We start from the raw sequence: 19,499 nt of genomic DNA, 5'->3' as shown, positions 1-19,499 counted from the left end.
TATATATAAAACTATAAATTACTTTTTGTGTCTATCTCTCAAAATGACGCGCTTCACACAGATTGTTTTATCAAATTCCAAAACTCATGGACCAGTAATCCGATAGAAACAGCAACTACAGCACCTTGAGTCCATTTACCGCCTGGAACGATAAAGACAGAATGATGGCTTCTTCTGCCAAAATAACACATTAACGCGGGTAAAAGTAGTAGTAGAATGATACAAAAGATACCCGCATAACCTAATGCATGGATGTAGGCACCAGGATAATAAATGACGATAAGAAGTGGAGGGGCAAATGTAAGTAAAAATAATCCAATACCATGGCTTCCTCGTTCACGCAATTTCAAGCCATCTGCAAGGAAGCTGTACAAGCATAAGGACACACCAAGAAATGCAGTAAGCATACAAATGGAAGTGAAGAAATGAAACAAAGCACTGATTAGTGTATTTTGTACTTTATTTGAGAGTAAGCTTGCTAAAGCACTAGTGGTATGTGGATTATGCATTAAACTTTCAAGGTTTTGACTTCCTTCTGATGGGAGAGCACCCATAATGACAGCATCCCATGCCAAATAACAAAATAAAGGAATTAACGAACCAATAAAAATCACTTTTTTCAGTTGCTTAATGTCATCATCAAAATAATCTCTTAGATTAGGAACAATAATGGCGAATCCAAAGGAAGTAATTAAAATCATAATGGCGCCGCCGATATAACGCATATCGCCATGATGCAGATGTTGTATTTCAATGTGAGGAGCAATAAGCACTACTAATAAAAAATAAACAGCTAATTTGCCAAACATCAATCCTCGATTGACATAATCTACATATCGAATTCCACCATAAACAACCATGCCAAAAATAAGCGTAAATAATAAACTTGCTTGCCAATCCGTCAGATGCAATCCAATTTTATAAAGAAGACTGTTCAATACGTCTGCCCCGCCAGAAATATAAGCAGACAGCAGAGTATAGAGTAAAAAAAGATAGCTTATCCAAGCAGCAAGTAGACCATAATTACCTAAAGTGGCTTGCGCCATTGAAACCATATGTTTTCCTCTGGGTAAATAAAGATTCGCTTCAAGGATAAAAAACGCTCCTAAGGTCATGAGTATCCAGCAAAGAAATAGAAAAATTGAAGATTGCCAGAAACCTGTAGCAGCATTGGCAACAGGCAAGGCGAGCATTCCCCCGCCTATAGAAGTTCCAACAATTAAGAGAATTCCCCCGATAAATCTCGAACGCATTGCCTGCCTTATTTTGATGCATAAACTACGGGTGATGGTACTGGAGCTGGACATGTTGCACAAGTCTTAATACCATAATTATTGAACCATTGGATCTCAATGCGTCGATTAAATGCACTGCCATGTATCAATTTATTGTCACCTACATCATTCTTATCACCATAACCCTCTGCTTTAAGAAGTTGTGCAGGAATATTATTAGCCCATAAGAAAGTAAGCATCGTTTCTGCTTGAGCTTGGGAGAGTAATCTTTTATGGCGACGTGTACCTACATTATCGGTGAATCCCGCAACATAAACGGGACTGTTTGGATAAAACTTCAACAACCTTATAATATTTTCCAGCCCAGGGTAACAAATTTCATTGAGACGGGGGCTACCAAACATAAAATATTTATCAACAGGTACAATTAAGGTCATGGTATCGCCGTATTGTACGTACTCAATATTTTCTTTATTCAATTCTTTAATAATGCTGCGCCTACTTGCTTTGTAAAAACCTACAATGGCGCCCGCAGTACCTCCTGCAACGGTACCTGCTAACGCACCCGCCACGCTTCCTGTTGTTGCAGCACCCACTGCAGTTCCTACCACAGCTCCAGTAACGACTCGTCTTGGCATTGGATGTACTGGTTTAAAATTATTATAAGGTGGATGAAAACAACTACTCAGTAAACATGAACTCAGTAAACATGCGATTAAACCACAACATAGGATTCGTACTCTAGCTAATTTGAGTGACATATTCACTCCCTTGTCTCATGATTTTATCATTATTAAACATCTGGTTAAATTTCGCAATTGTAACGTCTTCATAAATTTGGCTTAGACACTGGGGGGCAGAATCCAGCACTCTGATTGTAAAAAAAAGCCGCAGATAGCGAAGCGAAGCCCAGGTTTTGATATTGCTTCCCAAGCTTCTCTCATGCTATATAACCGCAAGGCTTTAAGGTGGATATTATTCATTAGCAACAATAACGATACTGTAACTCATCTTCCTCTTCACTTCGTTGAAGTTCTTCTTTTATGGGTTGCAGCATGGGTTTGAAGAATGAAACTAAACTTAACTCATTAGTATATTCTGTATCGTGACGACTGAATGACTTAAATTCTGTGAAACATGATAAGGCTTTATATGCTGCTGCAATCATTGCTCCGACAATCGTTATTCCTACGGCAACACCTAAAACAGGTTGAACAATAAGTACGGGCAGTGCAATACCAAAAATACCAGCATATAAAGAAAATGCTGTCGCTGCGTAGAACATCAGTTCGCATGCTTTGGCGAGATTATGAAATAAAACATTAATTTTTCTGGATTCACAGGAATTGCTAATTTTTTCCGATGCTTCCTTAGTATTCAGCTGTTTCTTTTTTACTTTGGTTAATTGGTCTATAAACAATTCATAACTGACAACAATTTGTTCCGCTTTTTTGGCTGAATTCGTTTTGGTATATGAAAGGTTGTAATAATTTTGTACACCTATTATTTGTTGTCTTATTTTTTCGCCGACTTCCTGATCAGCAAATAGAGCTCGTAGTGCTTCGTCACAGGTATTTAAACGTAATTCTAATTTTCTCTGATTCAAAGGCATGATTCATCTCTTTTTTATTATTAGTAGTAGGGAAACCATGGTATTAAAACCACTTCAAATTGATGAGTGGTCTAAATGTCTTATATCATAATTAACGTGAGTTCGACATAAAAAGTATAAAAATGGTTTTATACTTTACTCTTCTCCTTGAAAACGACATAAATTATGAAAATCACATTGTTGGCAAATAGTTAAATGAGTGGGTTGTGGGGCACAGTGTCCCTCTTGGAACTCTTTAGCCAAATCGGTGAGTTGTTTTTGCCAAAGGTTCCTGCACTCCATCCATGTTTCCTCTTTTTTTAAAGAACTTATCCCACTGATGCTGTACTTTTCCTCACTAAGTCCTGCACAGCTGATTTTTCCGGTTTTTAATTGTAAGAGCAAAAGAGTGTTAATTTGTTCATCTAACAATGCATAAAGCAAGAGTTGTGATTCTTTAGGTCGTTCCTCATTCCAGGGTTTGCTAGCTGGAAGAGTGCTTTTATAGTCAATAACCCATTTTTTATCTTCAACCTGATCCAAACGATCAACGCGCACTTGAAAATCAAGACCCGCTAAATTAATAGCATAGGATTGTTCTATCGCTGCTATGGTAAAAGGAGGCCGTTGTTTCTCCCATTCAAGACAGGTATGCACCACTCGTTTTAAGCGTGTGTATTCCACTTCCCGTATTGAATCAGGAAAAGAGGCACATTGTTGTTTTTTTAGTGAGGCAAAAGCTGTATGAATGGCGTCATCAATGTGTTGTTCCAGAATATCATCAGCCAATTGAAGCAGATTATGTTGATTTTCTAATTTTTTCCATAGCAGCTCCATTACCTTATGAATGATTTGTCCTCGTTCTTTATTATGTAAACCATCTGTTGTTTGTAATGAAGTTTTGGCTCGAAGTCTGTGTTCGGCAAATGCTTTAAAAGGGCACTTGGCTTGATTCGATAGAATTGCTGTACCTCCATAAATATGTTCCTCTGGCAATACAGGAATATGAAAGCACTCCTCTATAGTGATTAGCTCAGATGATTTTGTTGCTTCATAATCGGTTGGTAATGGTGTAAAGTTGGGAAACCCAGTGATTAGGGAGCAAGGTAAGTTAGGTGTGTCTGCTTGTAATTGGGCATAACTGAATACTATAGAATCAGCACTTCTTTGTAGTCGTTGCAAGATCTGGCGGGCAAACTGCAGTTCACGAGCAGGTAAGCTGTGTGGCATGCATAATTCACGTTGCAATTGAGGTGGAATAAAAGCTGATAATTGTACTTTTTGGGGCAAACATTGATCAGTTAAACCCATGATCCATAAACTCTCGAACTCACATCCTGATGCTTCCAGTAGACCAGAAATTTGAATCGGTGCATTGTTTTTTTGCGCTTGGAAAATGGTGTTATCAGCAAGATGTCGTACTGTCTCAAGAGCCTCTGATTTTGTGAAGCGAGAACTCAGTAAAGAAAATTGTCTCAGTTCATCAAAGAGAGCAATAAAACGATTAAGACACTGATAATTCTCTGAGCTAAGGGTATAGTCTCCGGGAAACTCCAAAGTATTTAAACGTTTTTGAAACAAGTGTATCCATTCTTCTACAGCAGCTTCTTGAGGGTAAGTAGTAAGATTATTTAATAGAGTAGTGAGTTTTGGGGCATAAGCATGTAGTTCTTCTTGAAAATGATTTAGCTGAATCGAATGATTTTCTAATAAGATTCCTTCTTGCAAGTACTCTGAGCGTGCTATGAATTCTTCTTTAGAACCGCCTAAATAGGGCGATTGCAGAAGCAATCCTGCTTGATGCGGGTTTAAGTAGGTATCATCTAAATTAAGCCAACATAAGGCATGGGCAACCAAAGGGAAATTACTCAGAGATTGGCCAAGGGATATATTAAATGAGGATGGCTCAAAATGATGTGCCAAGATTCTTTGTAATGAATTAGATTCTTGCTCTAAATTGGGTACAACGACACCAATACGCTGACTCCCTTCCTGTATTTTTAAATGCAACCATGCCATGAGTTGTTGATATTCTTCTTTGTTGTCTTGGGCTGCGAATACTTCGGTTTTCGATGATTTTTCCTTTAAATCATATAGATATTGAATGAAACCCTTTCTCGACAAGTGTTCCTGCAAGAGCATTTGCTGAGGAGTAAAGTCATCAAAACATACCCAAACAACGTCTTGAGAAAATAAAGAACTATTGGTATTGAGTAAATAGGGGATTAATTGATGCTCAGTGATTAAATGGTGTTGTTTTAATTGTTTATCAAATAATTGCCACCATTGTTGAAATTGTCGTGTTTGTGCTGTGTAGCAAAAAGCAGGATCTTCCATATTAATTTGCCAGAGTTGGGAACGCTCCCAAGCACTGATTATCGATTGGAGCAGGCCTTCACTATAAGTTATGTTCGCTTCACCTTGAATCATTTTGCGCCATAAATACTGATATTGAGACCTGTTTAATAAAGTAGGATGAGTAATATGAGGGTTAATAAAATTGAGTTGTTCGTAGGCTTTAATTAGAGCAGCGCCAAAGGGCATACATTTAGGCTTATCTATGGTTTGTTTTTTACATTTTATAAAATAGTTTTGAAGTATTGCTTCACTGAGCCGGTTATTCGGGGTGAGAACAGTGGTTTTTTGAGTTAATAGATGAAAAAGCTGCTCTTTATCAGTAATCGTGTGTATCGCCATAAAAATTCACAATTTTAATTGTAGTTTGGGTGTAGCGCAGCAGAACCCGGGAATGCTTTATACCTGGAAAAAACCAAAATCATGCTGTGCTGTAGATAGAAGATTTTACTCAAGTTTTTTTGCGCTGCAAAGTGCGGGGTTTTTTTGCTGGTTTAGGTTTTTCTCTATCTGCAGCACCAACATACCGGGGTAAGCGATGATCTCGTCGTCTATCTGTACGCAAGATTTGGTAAATAAATTTCCCACGTAAATAAATAGAGGCTAAACCTGATGCAATGGCAAGTAAGAAGCCAAAAAGAATATAACTGTAGCCCAGGACAATGAAGTATGCAGAAACAAAATCATTAAAATTGATTACTTTCAATGCTTGATTTTCTGATGTGTCCATAAATAGCAGCAGACCCAGATCAAAAAATGGTAGGGAAAGCAGAACCATAATAAAGCCCAACCCAAAAGTCTTGAGCTTATAAGGTCTAGGGCATCGAACGATGCTTTTTCCAAATAGCGCACCAGTTATAGAGGCTACAACCATCCCTAGAACAATTGCATAAAAGAGAGGAACAATCTCTTCAAAACCAATTGTTGTGAGAAATCCATTGATAAGTATCGTTCCGACAACAGAGAGTAATCCGTAATAAACAGCTGCCAGTAAACGTGGATTGGGAAAGTTAAGTGCAGGATCTTGTTTATTCATTTGGCACTCCATAGCTCCACCTATATATGTATCATTTTAGTATAAATATTTTACTGTGCTGTGTTTTTATTAATTTTTTTATTTGAACTTATCTAGATAAATTAACCTTCGAACAGTAAAGTAATATACCATTGTGGGTTGATTTGGCACTGAATTTCTGCGCAAATTATCACTCATTCTGAGCGAAGCAAAGTACCTTCGGCTGATAATATCTGATATTTGAGCGAGGAGGCCCTTCACTTTGATCGGGATGATGCCGTGTTGTTTATATTGTAGGCAAGGTATGATTTTGTCCTGTGCCTTTGAAGAGATAGAGCTGTATCGGCATCATAATTTGTATATAATAAAAGAAATAATTATTGATTTCGATTATGAAGAAACTTGGTTACTTTATTTTAAAACTGTTTGGATGGAAAGTTGTTGGTGAATTGCCGCAAGATAAAAAATATTTAGTTGTTGTAGCTCCCCATACCAGCAATTGGGATTTTGCTGTTGGCTTATTTGCTCGCTTTTCAATTGGAGTTAAAATTAACTTTTTAGCGAAAAATCAATTGTTCTTTTTTCCTCTAGGCTTGTTGTTAAAGGCTTTAGGCGGCGCTCCGGTTGATCGTTCTAAAAAAAATAAGACAGTAGAGCAAGTAGTAGAAATATTTCGTTCTCGTGATGAGTTTAAGCTTGCTATTACTCCTGAGGGAACTCGCAGTCCAGTGACTCGATGGAAAGAGGGCTTTTACCATATTGCTTGTCAAGCAGGACTGCCTATCGTTATGGTAGGTCCTGATTATTCAACGAAGGAAGTTCGAATTCATGAGAAATTCCAACCATCAGGAGATATTGATAAGGACTTTCCAAAAATTCTTGATTTCTTTAGAACTATAAAAGGCCGTTATCCTAAAGAAATTCCTGAATATCATTCCAATAAAAATAATTGATTTATGAATTGTAGGCTGGGGCAGCGTAGCACAGCGGAACCTGTGGGCAGGGAGAGATTTCCCGTGTTTCGTTTGCTGCCCCCGACTTCATGTTACCGGGCGTTATAAATGTTTTATCATTTTTAACATTTTAAATTTTTTCCCGTCGGGGAGAGCAAAGTATTCTGATTCAATGATTTGATAGCCACAAACCTGATACAGTTTTACGCCAGGTAAGGTTGCCATCATTTCTATTTTTGTAAATCCATGGAACAAAGCTTGTTGCTCACAATATTCCAGAAGCATTTTTCCAAGACCTTGCCGTGCATGGTTTGGATGGACAAAAAAAGCTCTGATCTTGGCATAATCTGTTTGTGGATTTAAAAAACCTTTCTTACGTGCTCTGCATTGCGCTCCACCAAACAGGGTTTTTCGTTTACTCCATCCACCACAAGCAATGACATCGCCTTCTTTTTCTATAACATAGTAGGTTTGATCCTTAATAAGTTCTTTATCCACACCAAAAATAAAATGAATTGCACCCTCAATTTCTTGATTTGTATAGTCTTCTTGGCTCAATTTACGTGCTGAATATTCAATGAGTTGGTTTAAAGTTTTAATTTCATTAATATGCGCGTTTCTTATCATAATTGTTTCCTTTTGGATCTGACTGATGGAGTATTGAATTTATCATGAAATAAAAATAAATAATTTTTTAATTTAATGATGTTTTATTTCATTTTATAATGATTAATTTTGAGTTTTGGGTAATGTATGAAAAAATATGGTGATAAAAGAATCTTGGAAAATAGGACTGATCCGGTAAATTTAGATAAAATTGACCGAAAAATTTTAAATTTATTACAGAAAGACAATCAAATTACCAATCTGGCTCTTGCTGAAAAAGTCGGAATTTCTGCTCCTCCTTGTTTTCGTCGTGTAAAACGGTTACGTGATGAAGGCATCATTGTGAAAGATGTTTCCTTGGTCGATCCTTTTAAGGCAGGTCGCGGACTCATTGTTTTTGCAAATATTACTTTGGAAAAGCAAAGAGAAGATTTATTAGCTCATTTTGAGCGCAAAATGGCGGAGGAAGAAGAGGTTAAACAATGTTATTTTGTTTCGGGAGAAACCGATTATTTATTAATAATACATGTAGCAGATATGAATCATTACAATGAATTTGCACGTAGGGTATTTGCTAATGAGCCAAATATTAAAGTATTTCGAAGCAGTTTTTGCCTCAATCGTACTAAATACAATACCAACATTCATTTTTCAGAGGATTAAAAAAGATAGGAATCTGCAGCTAAAACACTCGACCCCGCGGGTGAGCCGCGGAGCGTAGGCAGGAGTGTGAGCAAGAGATAGCTGCAGCAGCCAAGCTACTAATTAAAATTTATCTTTTTAATATGGATTTACCTGCATAAGGCAATGCCGCAATTTCATTAATACGCAACAATTGATTATACTTTGCAACACGATCAGTACGGCATAATGATCCTGTTTTAATTTGACCACAACCTGTTGCAACAGCAAGATCTGCAATAAACGTATCTTCTGTTTCACCTGAACGATGTGACATCACACAACGATACCCATTTTGATGGGCTAATTGAATTGTTTGTCGCGTTTCACTCAAAGTTCCAATTTGATTAACTTTAATTAAGATGGCATTAGCTACTTTTTGAGTAATACCTTCTTGCAGAATTTTGGGATTGGTAACAAATACATCATCACCTACTAATTGAATTTTTTCTCCTAATTGAGCAGTCAAATCTTGCCAGCCACTCCAATCTTTTTCATCCAAACCATCCTCAATACTTACTATAGGATAGTTTGCAACAAGATTAGTATAATAATCAATAAGTTGTGTGGAGGTAAGTTTTTGATTTTCAGAAGTTATATGATATATTCCTTGTTCATACAGCTCGGAAGCAGCAACATCTAAAGCAAGGACTATTTCATGACCTAACTTAAAACCTGCTTTTTCAATCGCTTCACAAAGTAGGTCTAGAGCTTGTCGGTTCGATTTAATATTGGGCGCAAAACCTCCTTCATCTCCTACCGCAGTATTTAAGCCTTGTTTTTTTAAAACGGATTTTAGTCCATGAAAAATCTCAGTGCCCATTTGTAATGCCGTGGGAAAATCAGCAGCTCCAACGGGCATAATCATGAACTCTTGAATATCCACATTATTATCTGCATGTGCACCTCCGTTTAAAATATTCATCATGGGCACGGGCATGCACATTTTTTCACCTTGGTTTAATGCTGCATACAGCGGCAACTTATGCTCATTTGCACGAGCTCTTGCGGCTGCAAGAGAAACGGCAAGCACGGCATTGGCTCCAAGACGCGATTTATTTTCTGTGCCGTCTAATTGACATAATTTATTATCTAAAGCGTCCTGATCCTCAACGGAAAAAAGGTGTAACGCTTGATTTATTTCATGATTCACATGAGAAACTGCCTGTTGTACACCCTTACCATTATAGCGTTTTGCATCATCATCGCGGAGTTCACAGGCCTCCCGACTTCCTGTTGATGCCCCAGAAGGAACACTAGCTCTTCCTTGAGTTCCAGTTTTTAAAATAACGTCTGCTTCAACAGTAGGGTTACCACGAGAGTCCAGAATTTCACGAGCTTGAATTTTTGTAATTTGCATGTTGAGTCCCAATTACGATTGAAATTTTTAAATCTGAAAAGCAATATGTTGCTAATGCTTTTTCAAATTAGATTTCTTCGGAAATTCGCTACGGGAGAGAAGAGTGAGGAGACACGAGTGCGGAACGGTATGTACACGAAGTCACATCAGAATCCGAGCACTGTATCAACGAAGCAATTCTCCCTCTATAGTAGAGTTTCCGAAGAAGTCTAGTGAAATATTGTTTTGATATGTGCTTGCTTTGTCAAGAGATAGATTGTTTTCCTATTGAGACTTGCTCAAGATATTCATATTCTTTTATGGTCTCTTCGGATTGAGCGTAACCAAAAAGATAACTTATTAATCGTTTAAACTGTTGAAGTAACGATTTATCATTTCTGTCTGCATATTTGATCTGAAGTGTATTTTGCATTTTGATTAATATATCACTCGCAGGAATTTTATCAAGTTGATCCAAATGTCCTTTTAATTCGTAAATACCATGCGGTACAGACACTTTTTTATTGCCTCTATCTAGTTGATGGCGTGATCCAAAATAACCCAAAGCCCAGGGATTATTATTTTCTTTCACAGCTTTCTCTATTTTTTTATCAAGATAATTATTAATTTTGAGTAACAAATCACGGATGGCCGCATTTTCTTTTTCTACAAGAAAGCCTTTGTCTGACTCAGTTTGCACTTGTTGTTTGAGTGCAGCAAAAATATTGTGTGTTGTAAATGTGTATTCACGTGTCGCTACAATAGAGGCTAGAGACTTAATGATCTCCGCGTCTTGATGAGTCATAAGTATCATTTGATCGTTGGAAATTTTGGCGATCAGCGTGGGATTTTTGATAATAAGTAATGCCGAGGATTTATTTTTTAGTGCTTCCTGAAATAATTCAAATAGGCTTAAAGAGAATAAAAATTTTAAAGATTTGATTTGAAGTAATTGTAATTGTAACTTTTCCAGGTATCTGTTTTGACTGGCAATTTCGTTAGTAATACGTTCCTGTAACGACTCTCGATTTTCTTCATAGCACTCAGCTTCTTTTAATTTTTCTTGATAAACAGCGATCTTCCCTCTAACTGTTACCATCATTTGTTCATATAGCTCAATAAGAGCATTATGATCATTGTTTAATTCTAACTCAGCAATTCTTTTTTCAGAGTTTAATTTAAAAATTGCACATACTTTCATATGGTCTGTGAATTTAGTTTTAAATTCAAACAAACTTAATGTAGGTGGTTTAACAAGATTTTCAATTTTGCCTTCCATTTTTCTCAATGCCCCAGCAAGTGATAAAGAATCATAGCAAAATGATCTTAATAAATACAATGATTCATTATGTTGATGATTTTTCCTATTTTTTGGGAAAGCACGTCGTGGAAACTGGGAAATAAAATATCCTTCATCCTGGGGCTACGTTGCTTTGCTTTCACTTGGCCTACAGCAATCAGAAACAGACTGCACCAAGTTTCATTAAGGCACTGGATAAAGGAAGTAAAGGTAAACCCAAAATGGTATCTTCATTGCCCTTAACCTCTTTAAATAACCATTTACCTAGGCTTTCATATTGATACCCACCACAACTGTGATAAGGTTTTTCACTTTGTAAGTAAGCTTCAATGGTTTTTTCGCTTAATTGGTGCAAGGTTAAGTAGGCTGTTTCATGATGTTGCCAGAGCAATTCATTATTTTTTGCAATACAAAGGCAGGCAATTTGTTGATGTTCTTTACCATTTAATAAATGCAGATGCTCCATAGTTGTTTGATGGTTCAAAGGCTTATTCAGTAGGGTTTGTCCAAACAGACAAAGTTGATCTGCTGCGATAATAAAATGTTCAGGATGGTGCTGGCTAACCTCCAAGGCTTTACTTGCTGCAAGCGCATAGCCTAATTCCAATGCGTTGTTTGACTTGAAGGATGTTTTAATTGAGTCTTCATCACACTGTGAAGGAATCACAGAAAATTCAATACCAAGAGACTGTAATAATTTTAATCTTATTGATGAGCCTGAAGCGAGAATAATAGGTTTTTGTTGGAGAAAATCAGACATACACTGCCACCAAAGCCATAAGTGTGAAACCTATAATCACGAAGCTGAAATCTTTAAGATTACAGCAGCGTTCTACCATAACACAGCGATCTAAACCATGCAGTGTTCCCAGATAGAGGAATGTCCCGGATGACGCGGCGATTAAAATGGGATCAAATAGAGAATTAGTTTCTACTCCATGACCAAAATACCAGCCCAAATAGATACCCAAAGGTGTCATCAAACTGAATAAAATAAAAAAGACCAAGCTGGTGTTCATGCTCATAGAACTTTTATTTAATTGAACTGCTACTGCAAAGCTCTCCGCCCATTTATGGGTGATAATTGCAAGAAAAATCATGATAATCATAGAGTTATATTGAGCCAATCCTAAAGCGGCACCCAGCATTATGGAATGAACTGAGAGCATTCCCCATGCCAAAAGGGCAAAAGCAGGATGTTTCGTATTATGATGATAGAGCTCTTTGCCTAAATGTTCAAACCAAAGAAAAATCAGGAATACTGCTCCAGTAATGATAAAGGCGAAAGGATAATTGTATCCCATTTTTTTAAATAAAGAATTTGCATCTGGAAGCATATGCAATAAACCTGCTCCCAAAAATACTCCAGTAGCCAGGGTTTCTCCCACAGGAAAATCAATATGCCGATCATCTTTAATACGTTTTTTAAAGGGATACCAGCCCGCGAGTAAGATGACTACAAAAATGGAGAATGCAAAAAAAATCTTTAAACTGGTAGCTGATACCATTGTTTATCCTGTTATTTATTCTGGAATTTTATCGCTAAAATTGTTGTTTTGATTAGTGTACCTAGGCTACACATAATCAATGTCTACAAATCAGACTTAATTAAAGTCACGTAGTTTAGTTGTGATACATGGCTTCATGCAAGCTAAATAAACGAATTTCTACAACATCAGACTGCAATTTTAATGCAAAAATTACTCGAGTGTACAATTCTTGCCACTGAGAAAATGCTTCATCACAGACTATATCTATCCCTATTTTGCCGTCCAGATAATGTAAATTCCAAAATAAAATTTGTGGGAAATCAATATGAACTTTGTTTAATAATTCGTCTAATACTTTTCTGCTGGGTAAATGCAATGAGGGACAAAAGCGCTCGTCATCTTCAGGATCAACATGGACTATTACATCTTTGACACTTTCTATTTTATCTGTGAGCTCATGGTGAACATGTTGTGCTATATAATGCCCTTCAGATACCGATATTTTAGGTGATACGAGAATATGTACATCAATTAATACATCTTCTCCCATAGAACGACTGCGTAATTGATGAATTTTTTCAACTCCATCTACGTTTTGGATCACCTCTTCAATTCGTGTTAATAGTTCCGGACTGACTGCGGTATCTACCAGTTCTTTGACACTGTTCCAAGCATATTCCCAACCCATTTTAACAATCATGAGGCCGACTATAATGGCAGCTATGGCATCAAGATAGCTGAACCCGGCGAGACTGCCAATTAAACCTATTAAAACAACCAGAGAGGAGGCTGCATCTGAACGATGATGCCATGCATTTGCTGTAATTAATTTGGAGTTAATACGCCTTCCAATATATAGAGTATAGTGAAACAAAGTTTCATTGCTCATGATGGAAATACAAATTATAGGAAGGGTTAACCAATTCGGTGCGAGATAGTTGAAATGAAGCAAGTCATATATCGAATCCCAGGCGATACCAATACCTGCGAAAATAAGTAAAAAAGAGAGCAATAAAGTCGCTGCAGTTTCGATACGTTGATGTCCATAAGGATGACTTGCATCTGCATCGAGACTGCCATATTTAGAAGCAAATAAAACCATCGCATCCGTTATGAGATCGGATAAGGAATGTACTCCATCTGCAACAAGTGCATGGGAATGGAAAAAATATCCACCAATGAGTTTAATGATGCCAAGTAGCGCATTTGAAATAGCTCCCAAAAGGGTTACTTTTTTTGCTTGCCAATATCTGTCGTGCTGGGCCATATTGTATTTTTAAATAATGTAACCTAAGTCAAAAGGAGTTCTTGATTTTCTCACAAATCCTAGGTTCAGTTTCATCTATAATTTTATTGGTCTATTTAAACATGGTTAAGAATTTTTTTATATTAAAAACTTACAGTAAATGAAATTGCCCTGGAATATTCTCTGCTGTGCTCTAAGAGGGAAGAAATTAAGCTGATTTTATAAGGTGTTTTACATCATGTTCACAGGATTATCCACAGATTTTGTGGATAAATAATTTAGATGTGATAAGAACTAAATAGGCGGTGATTCTTATAAGATAAGGATATTTTTGAAAATATTCGTATGTTTGGGCTTTTATTAAACGATATGGTAAGAGAAGTTATCCACAAGGTATGTTTTTGAAGGGAAGTAAACCTTCCTGGCCATCTTAACAAAGAAAAAAATAAAAAACAGTCTTGACTTTGGTATTTTTTAAAAAAATCTGTTGTAGATCCATGCATTTTTTTGTGTGCAAAATTTATCTATCTGTCGACTCATGAAAAACAAAATGGGCAAACTCCCAAATAATTTTAAGGGCGCTTTGTAAAGTTATAAAGCAATCACAAATGAGTCTGATTTTATAAGGTGTTCTACATCCTGTGCACAGAATTATCCACAGATTTTGTGGATAAACGATTTTTTGATATCACAAATTTGAACTGTAAAAAATCCTTGTAGAATAAGATTCTTTTAGTATATATGTGAAGAGTGTACTTGGAAATGTGAACTGAATTAGATAGAGTTATCCACAATGCATGGTTTTGAGAATTGAAAAACTACGTAATTATATTAACAAAGAAAAAAATAAAAAACAGTCTTGACTTGGTTATTTTAAAAAATATTTTTTATCCCTGTAAAAATTGTTCAAAATTTCCCAACCATCGCTGGGTAATATCGCGAGCAGTTTGCGGTGAGCTCTGTAAAAGTTCTTTTGCTGTAGAGGGCAAAAGATGGATTAGGCTACGATCACGCTGGATATCTGCGATTTTAAATTGCCGATATCCTGTTTGTCGAGTTCCGAGCACTTCTCCTGCACCCCTTAACTCCAGATCTTTCTCAGCAATAATGAATCCATCATTGGTTGCACGCATTATTTTTAATCGTTCAGAACCTTGTTGCGATAGTGGGGATTGATAAAGCAAAATACAATGTGATTGTGTGGTGCCTCTTCCTACTCGGCCGCGTAATTGATGAAGTTGAGATAAACCAAGACGTTCTGCATTTTCAATAATCATAAGACTGGCATTAGGGACATCCACCCCAACTTCAATCACTGTTGTGGCAACCAATAAATTTATTTCGCCGTTTTTAAATGCTGCCATAGTTACTTCTTTTTCTAAAGGTTTCATCCGTCCATGCACCAAACCTACACGAGCCCCGGGAAGTTGTTCTTGTAATGCATGTGCTGTTTCAGTTGCGGCCATACATTGTAGTTTTTCTGACTCTTCAATTAGCGTACAAACCCAGTAAATTTGACGACCACTGGCAATGGCAACTTGTAATCGATTAATAACGATTTCCCGTTTATTCTGGCTTAAAACAGCCGTAGTAATGGGCATACGCCCAGGAGGCAATTCATCGATAATTGAGATATCCAAATGGGCGAAGTGAGTCATGGATAGTGTTCTTGGGATAGGTGTGGCGGTCATTAATAATTGATGAGGAATAAGTTGATCTTGCTGTCCTTTTTGTTGCAAAAGCAATCTTTGCTCTACTCCAAATCGATGTTGCTCATCGATAATGACTAGGCCTAAGCGAGCAAAGCTCACTGACTCTTGAAATAAGGCGTGCGTGCCAATAATCAACTGACAGCTTTGATCAGCAAGTGCGGCAAATGCCATCCGCCGCTCGCTAAGTTTCATTTTTCCGCTGAGTCGTACTATTTTAATTCCCAAAGGTTCAAGCCACTGGATCAGATTATTGGCATGTTGCTCGCTCAATAAATCAGTGGGTGCCATAAAAGCAACTTGTTGTCCATTAGCAATCGCTTGTAATGCTGCTAGAGCAGCAATGATGGTTTTTCCTGCTCCTACATCGCCTTGTACTAAGCGCAACATGGGTTTTGTTTGCATTAAATCTTGGCTGATTTCCTGGGCTACTCTATGCTGTGCTTTTGTGAGAGCAAATGGAAGCGACTCTAAAAAGCGTTGACTCAAGTTGTGATCTGCTGGCAATGCAACAGCGTATAACGCATTACGTGATTCTCTAGCAAATTGCATACAGAGGCGCTGTGCTAACAATTCATCAAAAACCAACCGTTTTAGGGCAGGATGTTGACCTTCTTCGAGCGATTGCACCGAGATATCTGGAGGAGGCTTATGCAATAATTGAATTGCCTCTCCCAGGGGGAAAAAGTTATTTGTTCGCAATTGTTCTTCACTCATCCATTCCAATTGCTGAAGTTCCTGTTTACAACTTTTTAAGGCAACATTTACCAACTGTCTTAAACGTGTTTGACTTAAGCCTTGTGTACTTGGGTAAATTGGAGTGAGTGTTTCATTAACCTGACATTCATTTTCATCATCGAGCAATTGATATTCAGGGTGAGTCATAATCAGGGTATTGTTGAATTCACGTACTTCTCCAAATGCATGAATCATTGTGCTGTTATTTAGATTATTAATTTGATTTTTATTAAAATGAAAAAACTGCAGTTTGATGATGCCTGTTTTATCTTCAATGTAACAATGCAACATGGCACGTTTACCTGTTTTAATTTCTGTTTTACATATTCTCCCGGCAATTACACACCAATCATTTGGACGTAAATCTTGAATGGGTGTTATTCGGGTTCTGTCTTGATAACGGTAAGGCAAGTGAAAAAGTAAATCACGCACTGAATGAATTCCACATTTGGCAAGTTTTGCTGCGAGTGTTGGCCCGATACCGCTTAGAGATTCACAAGAGTTAGATAACACAGTATTAATGATTTTGAATGATGGTATTTAAGTGTAACTCATAGTGAGGATGGTAACAATTTGCTGTTTTCATCATACAGCAAATTGTGCTGTCTGAGGATATAAAACCTTTTCATATGGCACAAAAAAGCGCATAATAGCATCATTTTTTGATGGAAACCGCATAGCATGAAACAAACTGTAGAGCAGCTTTTGAAACACGCTTTAATGTCATTACAAAAGTCCGGTGATGTACCTGCTGATTTGGATATTGAGATAAAGGTAGATCGTGCAAAAGATTCTGCTCATGGTGATTATGCCAGTAATTTGGCCTTAATTTTAGCAAAACCCTGCCGTCAAGCACCGCGCAAAATAGCAGAACTTTTAGTTCAGGCGCTTCCTGTTGATCCGGCTGTGGAAAAAGTAGAAATTGCTGGGGCGGGGTTTATTAATTTCTTTATACGCAGCAGTTCTCGCTCACAAATTATTGGCGAAATACTGGATAAGGAGGAAAGATTTGGATACAGCACGATTGGCCAAAATCAAAAAGTATTAATTGAATTTGTTTCTGCTAACCCAACAGGTCCTTTGCATGTGGGCCATGGGAGAGGAGCTGCTTTTGGTGCTACTTTGGGAAATGTCTTAAAGGCTGCAGGTTATGATGTAACATTAGAATATTATGTCAACGACGCGGGAAGACAAATGAACATTCTTGCCGCCAGTGTGTGGTTACGTTATCTGGAGCTTGCAGGTGAGCCAGTTGTTATTCCTGCCAATGCGTATAAAGGTGATTATGTTTCCCAAATAGCCCAGGAATTTTGGGCAGAGCATGGTAAGGAATATATACATCCATGGACTACTGTAATAGAAGGTTTACCTCTTGATGAACCTCATGGCGGTGATAAAGAAGTTTATATTGATGCTTTGGTATCTCGCGCAAAACAACTTTTAGGTATGGATGTTTTTGCTCTGTTTCATCGACATGCGTTAAATACTGTTCTTGATGATATTAAAGATGATCTTGCTGAGTTTGGTGTGAAATACGAGAATTGGTTCTCTGAACAATCATTATTTGAAGACGGTTCAATTCAAAAAGGCATTCAGGCGCTTAAAGAAAGTGGTCATACTTTTGAAAAAGAAGGAGCGCTTTGGTTTAAAGCAACCGATTTTGGCGATGAAAAAGATCGAGTGCTGGTGCGTGCTAATGGCCAAACTACTTATTTTGCTTCGGATGTTGCCTATCATTGGAATAAATATGACAGAGGATATGATCGGGTAATTGATATTTTTGGTGCAGATCATCATGGTTATATTACTCGGTTGCGTGCCGTAGTTAAGGCTTTGGGACATGATGAAAGCGCACTTGATGTATTATTAGTTCAATTTGCTATTTTATATCGTGGTTCTGAGCGGGTCCAAATGTCGACACGCAGTGGTTCTTTTGTCACTTTAAGAGAGCTGCGCCATGAGGTAGGCAATGATGCTGCGCGTTACTTTTATGTGGCACGTAAGTCAGAACAACATATGGATTTCGATTTGGACTTAGCAAAATCGGAGTCAAGTGATAATCCGGTCTATTATATTCAGTATGCGCATGCCAGAATATGCTCTGTGTTAAGACAATTAAAGGAACGAAGTTTGCTTTGGGATAAAGCAATTGGACTAAAAAACATTGATTTGTTAGATCAACCACATGAAACGCATTTGATTTCTTTAATTAGCCGATACCCGGAAATTGTAGAATTAGCAGCTGCTCATTGTGAGCCTCATCAAGTGGCGTACTATTTACGCGAAGTAGCCAATGGCTTACATAGTTATTATAATGCTGTTCAGCTTTTGTGTGAACAAGAGCAATTACGATGTGCACGTCTTTGTTTGCTGGAGGCGGTTCGTCAGGTATTAAAAAATGGTTTAAACCTATTGGGCGTATCAGCTCCTGAGAGTATGTGATGACAAAAGAATATGGAAATAGGCGTTCTTCGCGGTCGCGAAGCAGTGCACCGCATCAACTACTAGTGAGTACGTTTACTTTTTTATTGGGTTATTTAGCTGCTTCTTTTTGCGATATCGAAACTGTCAGTCACTGGGTAAATTCCCAGGTTTTGGCTCATCAAGAAATGAAAAAAGAACCGGCTAAATCAGAGGCACAACGTGCAGCGATACCGCCTAAACCAAAATTTGAGTTTTACACTCTTCTGACTAATGAAAAAACTTCTGGTTCACAAACCCATGCGAACGCTGCAGGATCAGTTCAACCTGCCGCTGCTTCAGCTTCTACAACATCTGTCAATGCTTCTAGCACAGCAACTACAGCGACAGCCTCATCCTCAGCAAGAACAAATACTTCTATTGCCCAACAACACTCTGGTGCGATTGACAAAACACTTACAGCAAAACTTGCTTCTTCAACAGATAGAGGAAAGTTTTTGGTGCAAGTAGCTTCTTTTAAAGCACGCAAAGATGCAGAACAAATGAAAGGTACATTGATACTCAAAGGCTTTAGTGTATACATCGTTCCCGTAAATCATGCTACAAAAGGTAATTGGTTCAGGGTAGTGGTAGGACCTTATTCTAATCGAGCACTTGCCCAACAGGCTCAAATGATTTTGGCCAAAAATGAACATCTGAATGGTATGGTTACCAGTGGTGGGTAAGTTTTAGGAGCTGTTTCCATATCGCTAGCTTGAGCCAAACCGCACTTAAATATGAACTTTACCCAAGTATCTTAATTTATGACTAAGAGACAGGT

The 19,499-nt window shown here is 37.6% G+C and carries 16 protein-coding genes; 4 read left to right on the top strand and 12 right to left on the bottom strand.

The window, feature by feature from the left end:
* Window positions 1–53: 53 nt before the first annotated feature.
* From Ltuc_RS10530 to Ltuc_RS10505, 5 genes are all read right to left on the bottom strand, one after another.
* A complete protein-coding gene (locus Ltuc_RS10530; protein WP_058521217.1) occupies window positions 54–1,253 on the bottom strand; it encodes an amino acid permease in 1,200 nt (399 codons plus the stop codon).
* A gap of 8 nt (window positions 1,254–1,261) precedes the next feature.
* Entirely contained in the window at window positions 1,262–1,996 is a 735-nt protein-coding gene (gene cmpA / locus Ltuc_RS10525) for a C-OmpA-like family protein CmpA (protein ID WP_058521216.1), read from the bottom strand.
* 221 nt (window positions 1,997–2,217) lie between these two features.
* Window positions 2,218–2,847, bottom strand: a complete 630-nt coding sequence (locus Ltuc_RS10515; RefSeq protein ID WP_058521214.1) for a DUF5638 domain-containing protein — start codon at window positions 2,845–2,847, stop codon at window positions 2,218–2,220.
* A gap of 135 nt (window positions 2,848–2,982) precedes the next feature.
* Window positions 2,983–5,523, bottom strand: coding sequence for a PD-(D/E)XK nuclease family protein (locus tag Ltuc_RS10510; protein WP_058521213.1), 2,541 nt, complete (start codon window positions 5,521–5,523; stop codon window positions 2,983–2,985).
* A 109-nt stretch (window positions 5,524–5,632) separates the two neighbouring features.
* Window positions 5,633–6,217: a hypothetical protein gene (locus tag Ltuc_RS10505; protein WP_058521212.1), complete on the bottom strand. Its 585-nt coding sequence runs from the start codon at window positions 6,215–6,217 to the stop codon at window positions 5,633–5,635.
* Between the two features lie 371 nt (window positions 6,218–6,588).
* On the opposite strand from Ltuc_RS10505, the gene Ltuc_RS10500 reads away from it, so the two are divergent.
* Complete coding sequence (locus Ltuc_RS10500; protein ID WP_058521211.1) at window positions 6,589–7,149, top strand: 1-acyl-sn-glycerol-3-phosphate acyltransferase; 561 nt, start codon at window positions 6,589–6,591, stop codon at window positions 7,147–7,149.
* Between the two features lie 102 nt (window positions 7,150–7,251).
* Here the strand turns inward: Ltuc_RS10500 and Ltuc_RS10495 are convergent, their stop codons facing one another.
* On the bottom strand, window positions 7,252–7,776 hold the full coding sequence (locus tag Ltuc_RS10495) for a GNAT family N-acetyltransferase (protein ID WP_058521210.1): 525 nt from the start codon (window positions 7,774–7,776) through the stop codon (window positions 7,252–7,254).
* Window positions 7,777–7,902: 126 nt separating this feature from the next.
* Between Ltuc_RS10495 and Ltuc_RS10490 the strand changes: the two genes are divergently transcribed.
* Window positions 7,903–8,418: an Lrp/AsnC family transcriptional regulator gene (locus Ltuc_RS10490; protein WP_058521209.1), complete on the top strand. Its 516-nt coding sequence runs from the start codon at window positions 7,903–7,905 to the stop codon at window positions 8,416–8,418.
* Window positions 8,419–8,527: 109 nt separating this feature from the next.
* Here Ltuc_RS10490 and eno read toward each other — a convergent pair whose 3' ends face one another.
* From eno to recG, 6 genes are all read right to left on the bottom strand, one after another.
* Window positions 8,528–9,796 (bottom strand): phosphopyruvate hydratase, encoded by a 1,269-nt coding sequence (gene eno, locus Ltuc_RS10485; protein WP_058521208.1) that lies wholly within the window; start codon window positions 9,794–9,796, stop codon window positions 8,528–8,530.
* Between the two features lie 244 nt (window positions 9,797–10,040).
* On the bottom strand, window positions 10,041–11,054 hold the full coding sequence (locus Ltuc_RS10480; RefSeq protein ID WP_058521207.1) for a hypothetical protein: 1,014 nt from the start codon (window positions 11,052–11,054) through the stop codon (window positions 10,041–10,043).
* Between the two features lie 178 nt (window positions 11,055–11,232).
* On the bottom strand, window positions 11,233–11,835 hold the full coding sequence (locus tag Ltuc_RS10475; RefSeq protein WP_058521206.1) for a Maf family protein: 603 nt from the start codon (window positions 11,833–11,835) through the stop codon (window positions 11,233–11,235).
* Window positions 11,828–12,583 (bottom strand): ZIP family metal transporter, encoded by a 756-nt coding sequence (locus Ltuc_RS10470; RefSeq protein WP_058521205.1) that lies wholly within the window; start codon window positions 12,581–12,583, stop codon window positions 11,828–11,830. The genes Ltuc_RS10475 and Ltuc_RS10470 overlap by 8 nt, the downstream gene beginning before the upstream one ends.
* A gap of 115 nt (window positions 12,584–12,698) precedes the next feature.
* A complete protein-coding gene (locus tag Ltuc_RS10465; protein WP_058521204.1) occupies window positions 12,699–13,832 on the bottom strand; it encodes a cation diffusion facilitator family transporter in 1,134 nt (377 codons plus the stop codon).
* Window positions 13,833–14,698: 866 nt separating this feature from the next.
* Window positions 14,699–16,771 (bottom strand): ATP-dependent DNA helicase RecG, encoded by a 2,073-nt coding sequence (gene recG, locus Ltuc_RS10460; protein ID WP_058521203.1) that lies wholly within the window; start codon window positions 16,769–16,771, stop codon window positions 14,699–14,701.
* A gap of 168 nt (window positions 16,772–16,939) precedes the next feature.
* Between recG and argS the strand changes: the two genes are divergently transcribed.
* Both argS and Ltuc_RS10450 read left to right on the top strand, forming a co-directional pair.
* Window positions 16,940–18,700, top strand: coding sequence for an arginine--tRNA ligase (gene argS / locus Ltuc_RS10455; protein WP_058521202.1), 1,761 nt, complete (start codon window positions 16,940–16,942; stop codon window positions 18,698–18,700).
* Window positions 18,700–19,404 (top strand): SPOR domain-containing protein, encoded by a 705-nt coding sequence (locus Ltuc_RS10450; protein WP_058521201.1) that lies wholly within the window; start codon window positions 18,700–18,702, stop codon window positions 19,402–19,404. The genes argS and Ltuc_RS10450 overlap by 1 nt, the downstream gene beginning before the upstream one ends.
* Window positions 19,405–19,499: the final 95 nt, after the last annotated feature.

Origin of the sequence: Legionella tucsonensis (assembly GCF_001468035.1) — a bacterium.
Classification (GTDB): Bacteria; Pseudomonadota; Gammaproteobacteria; order Legionellales; family Legionellaceae; genus Legionella; species Legionella tucsonensis.
The sequence above is the reverse complement of the archived record's forward strand: the minus strand, read 5'-3'. Positions and strand labels throughout refer to the sequence as shown.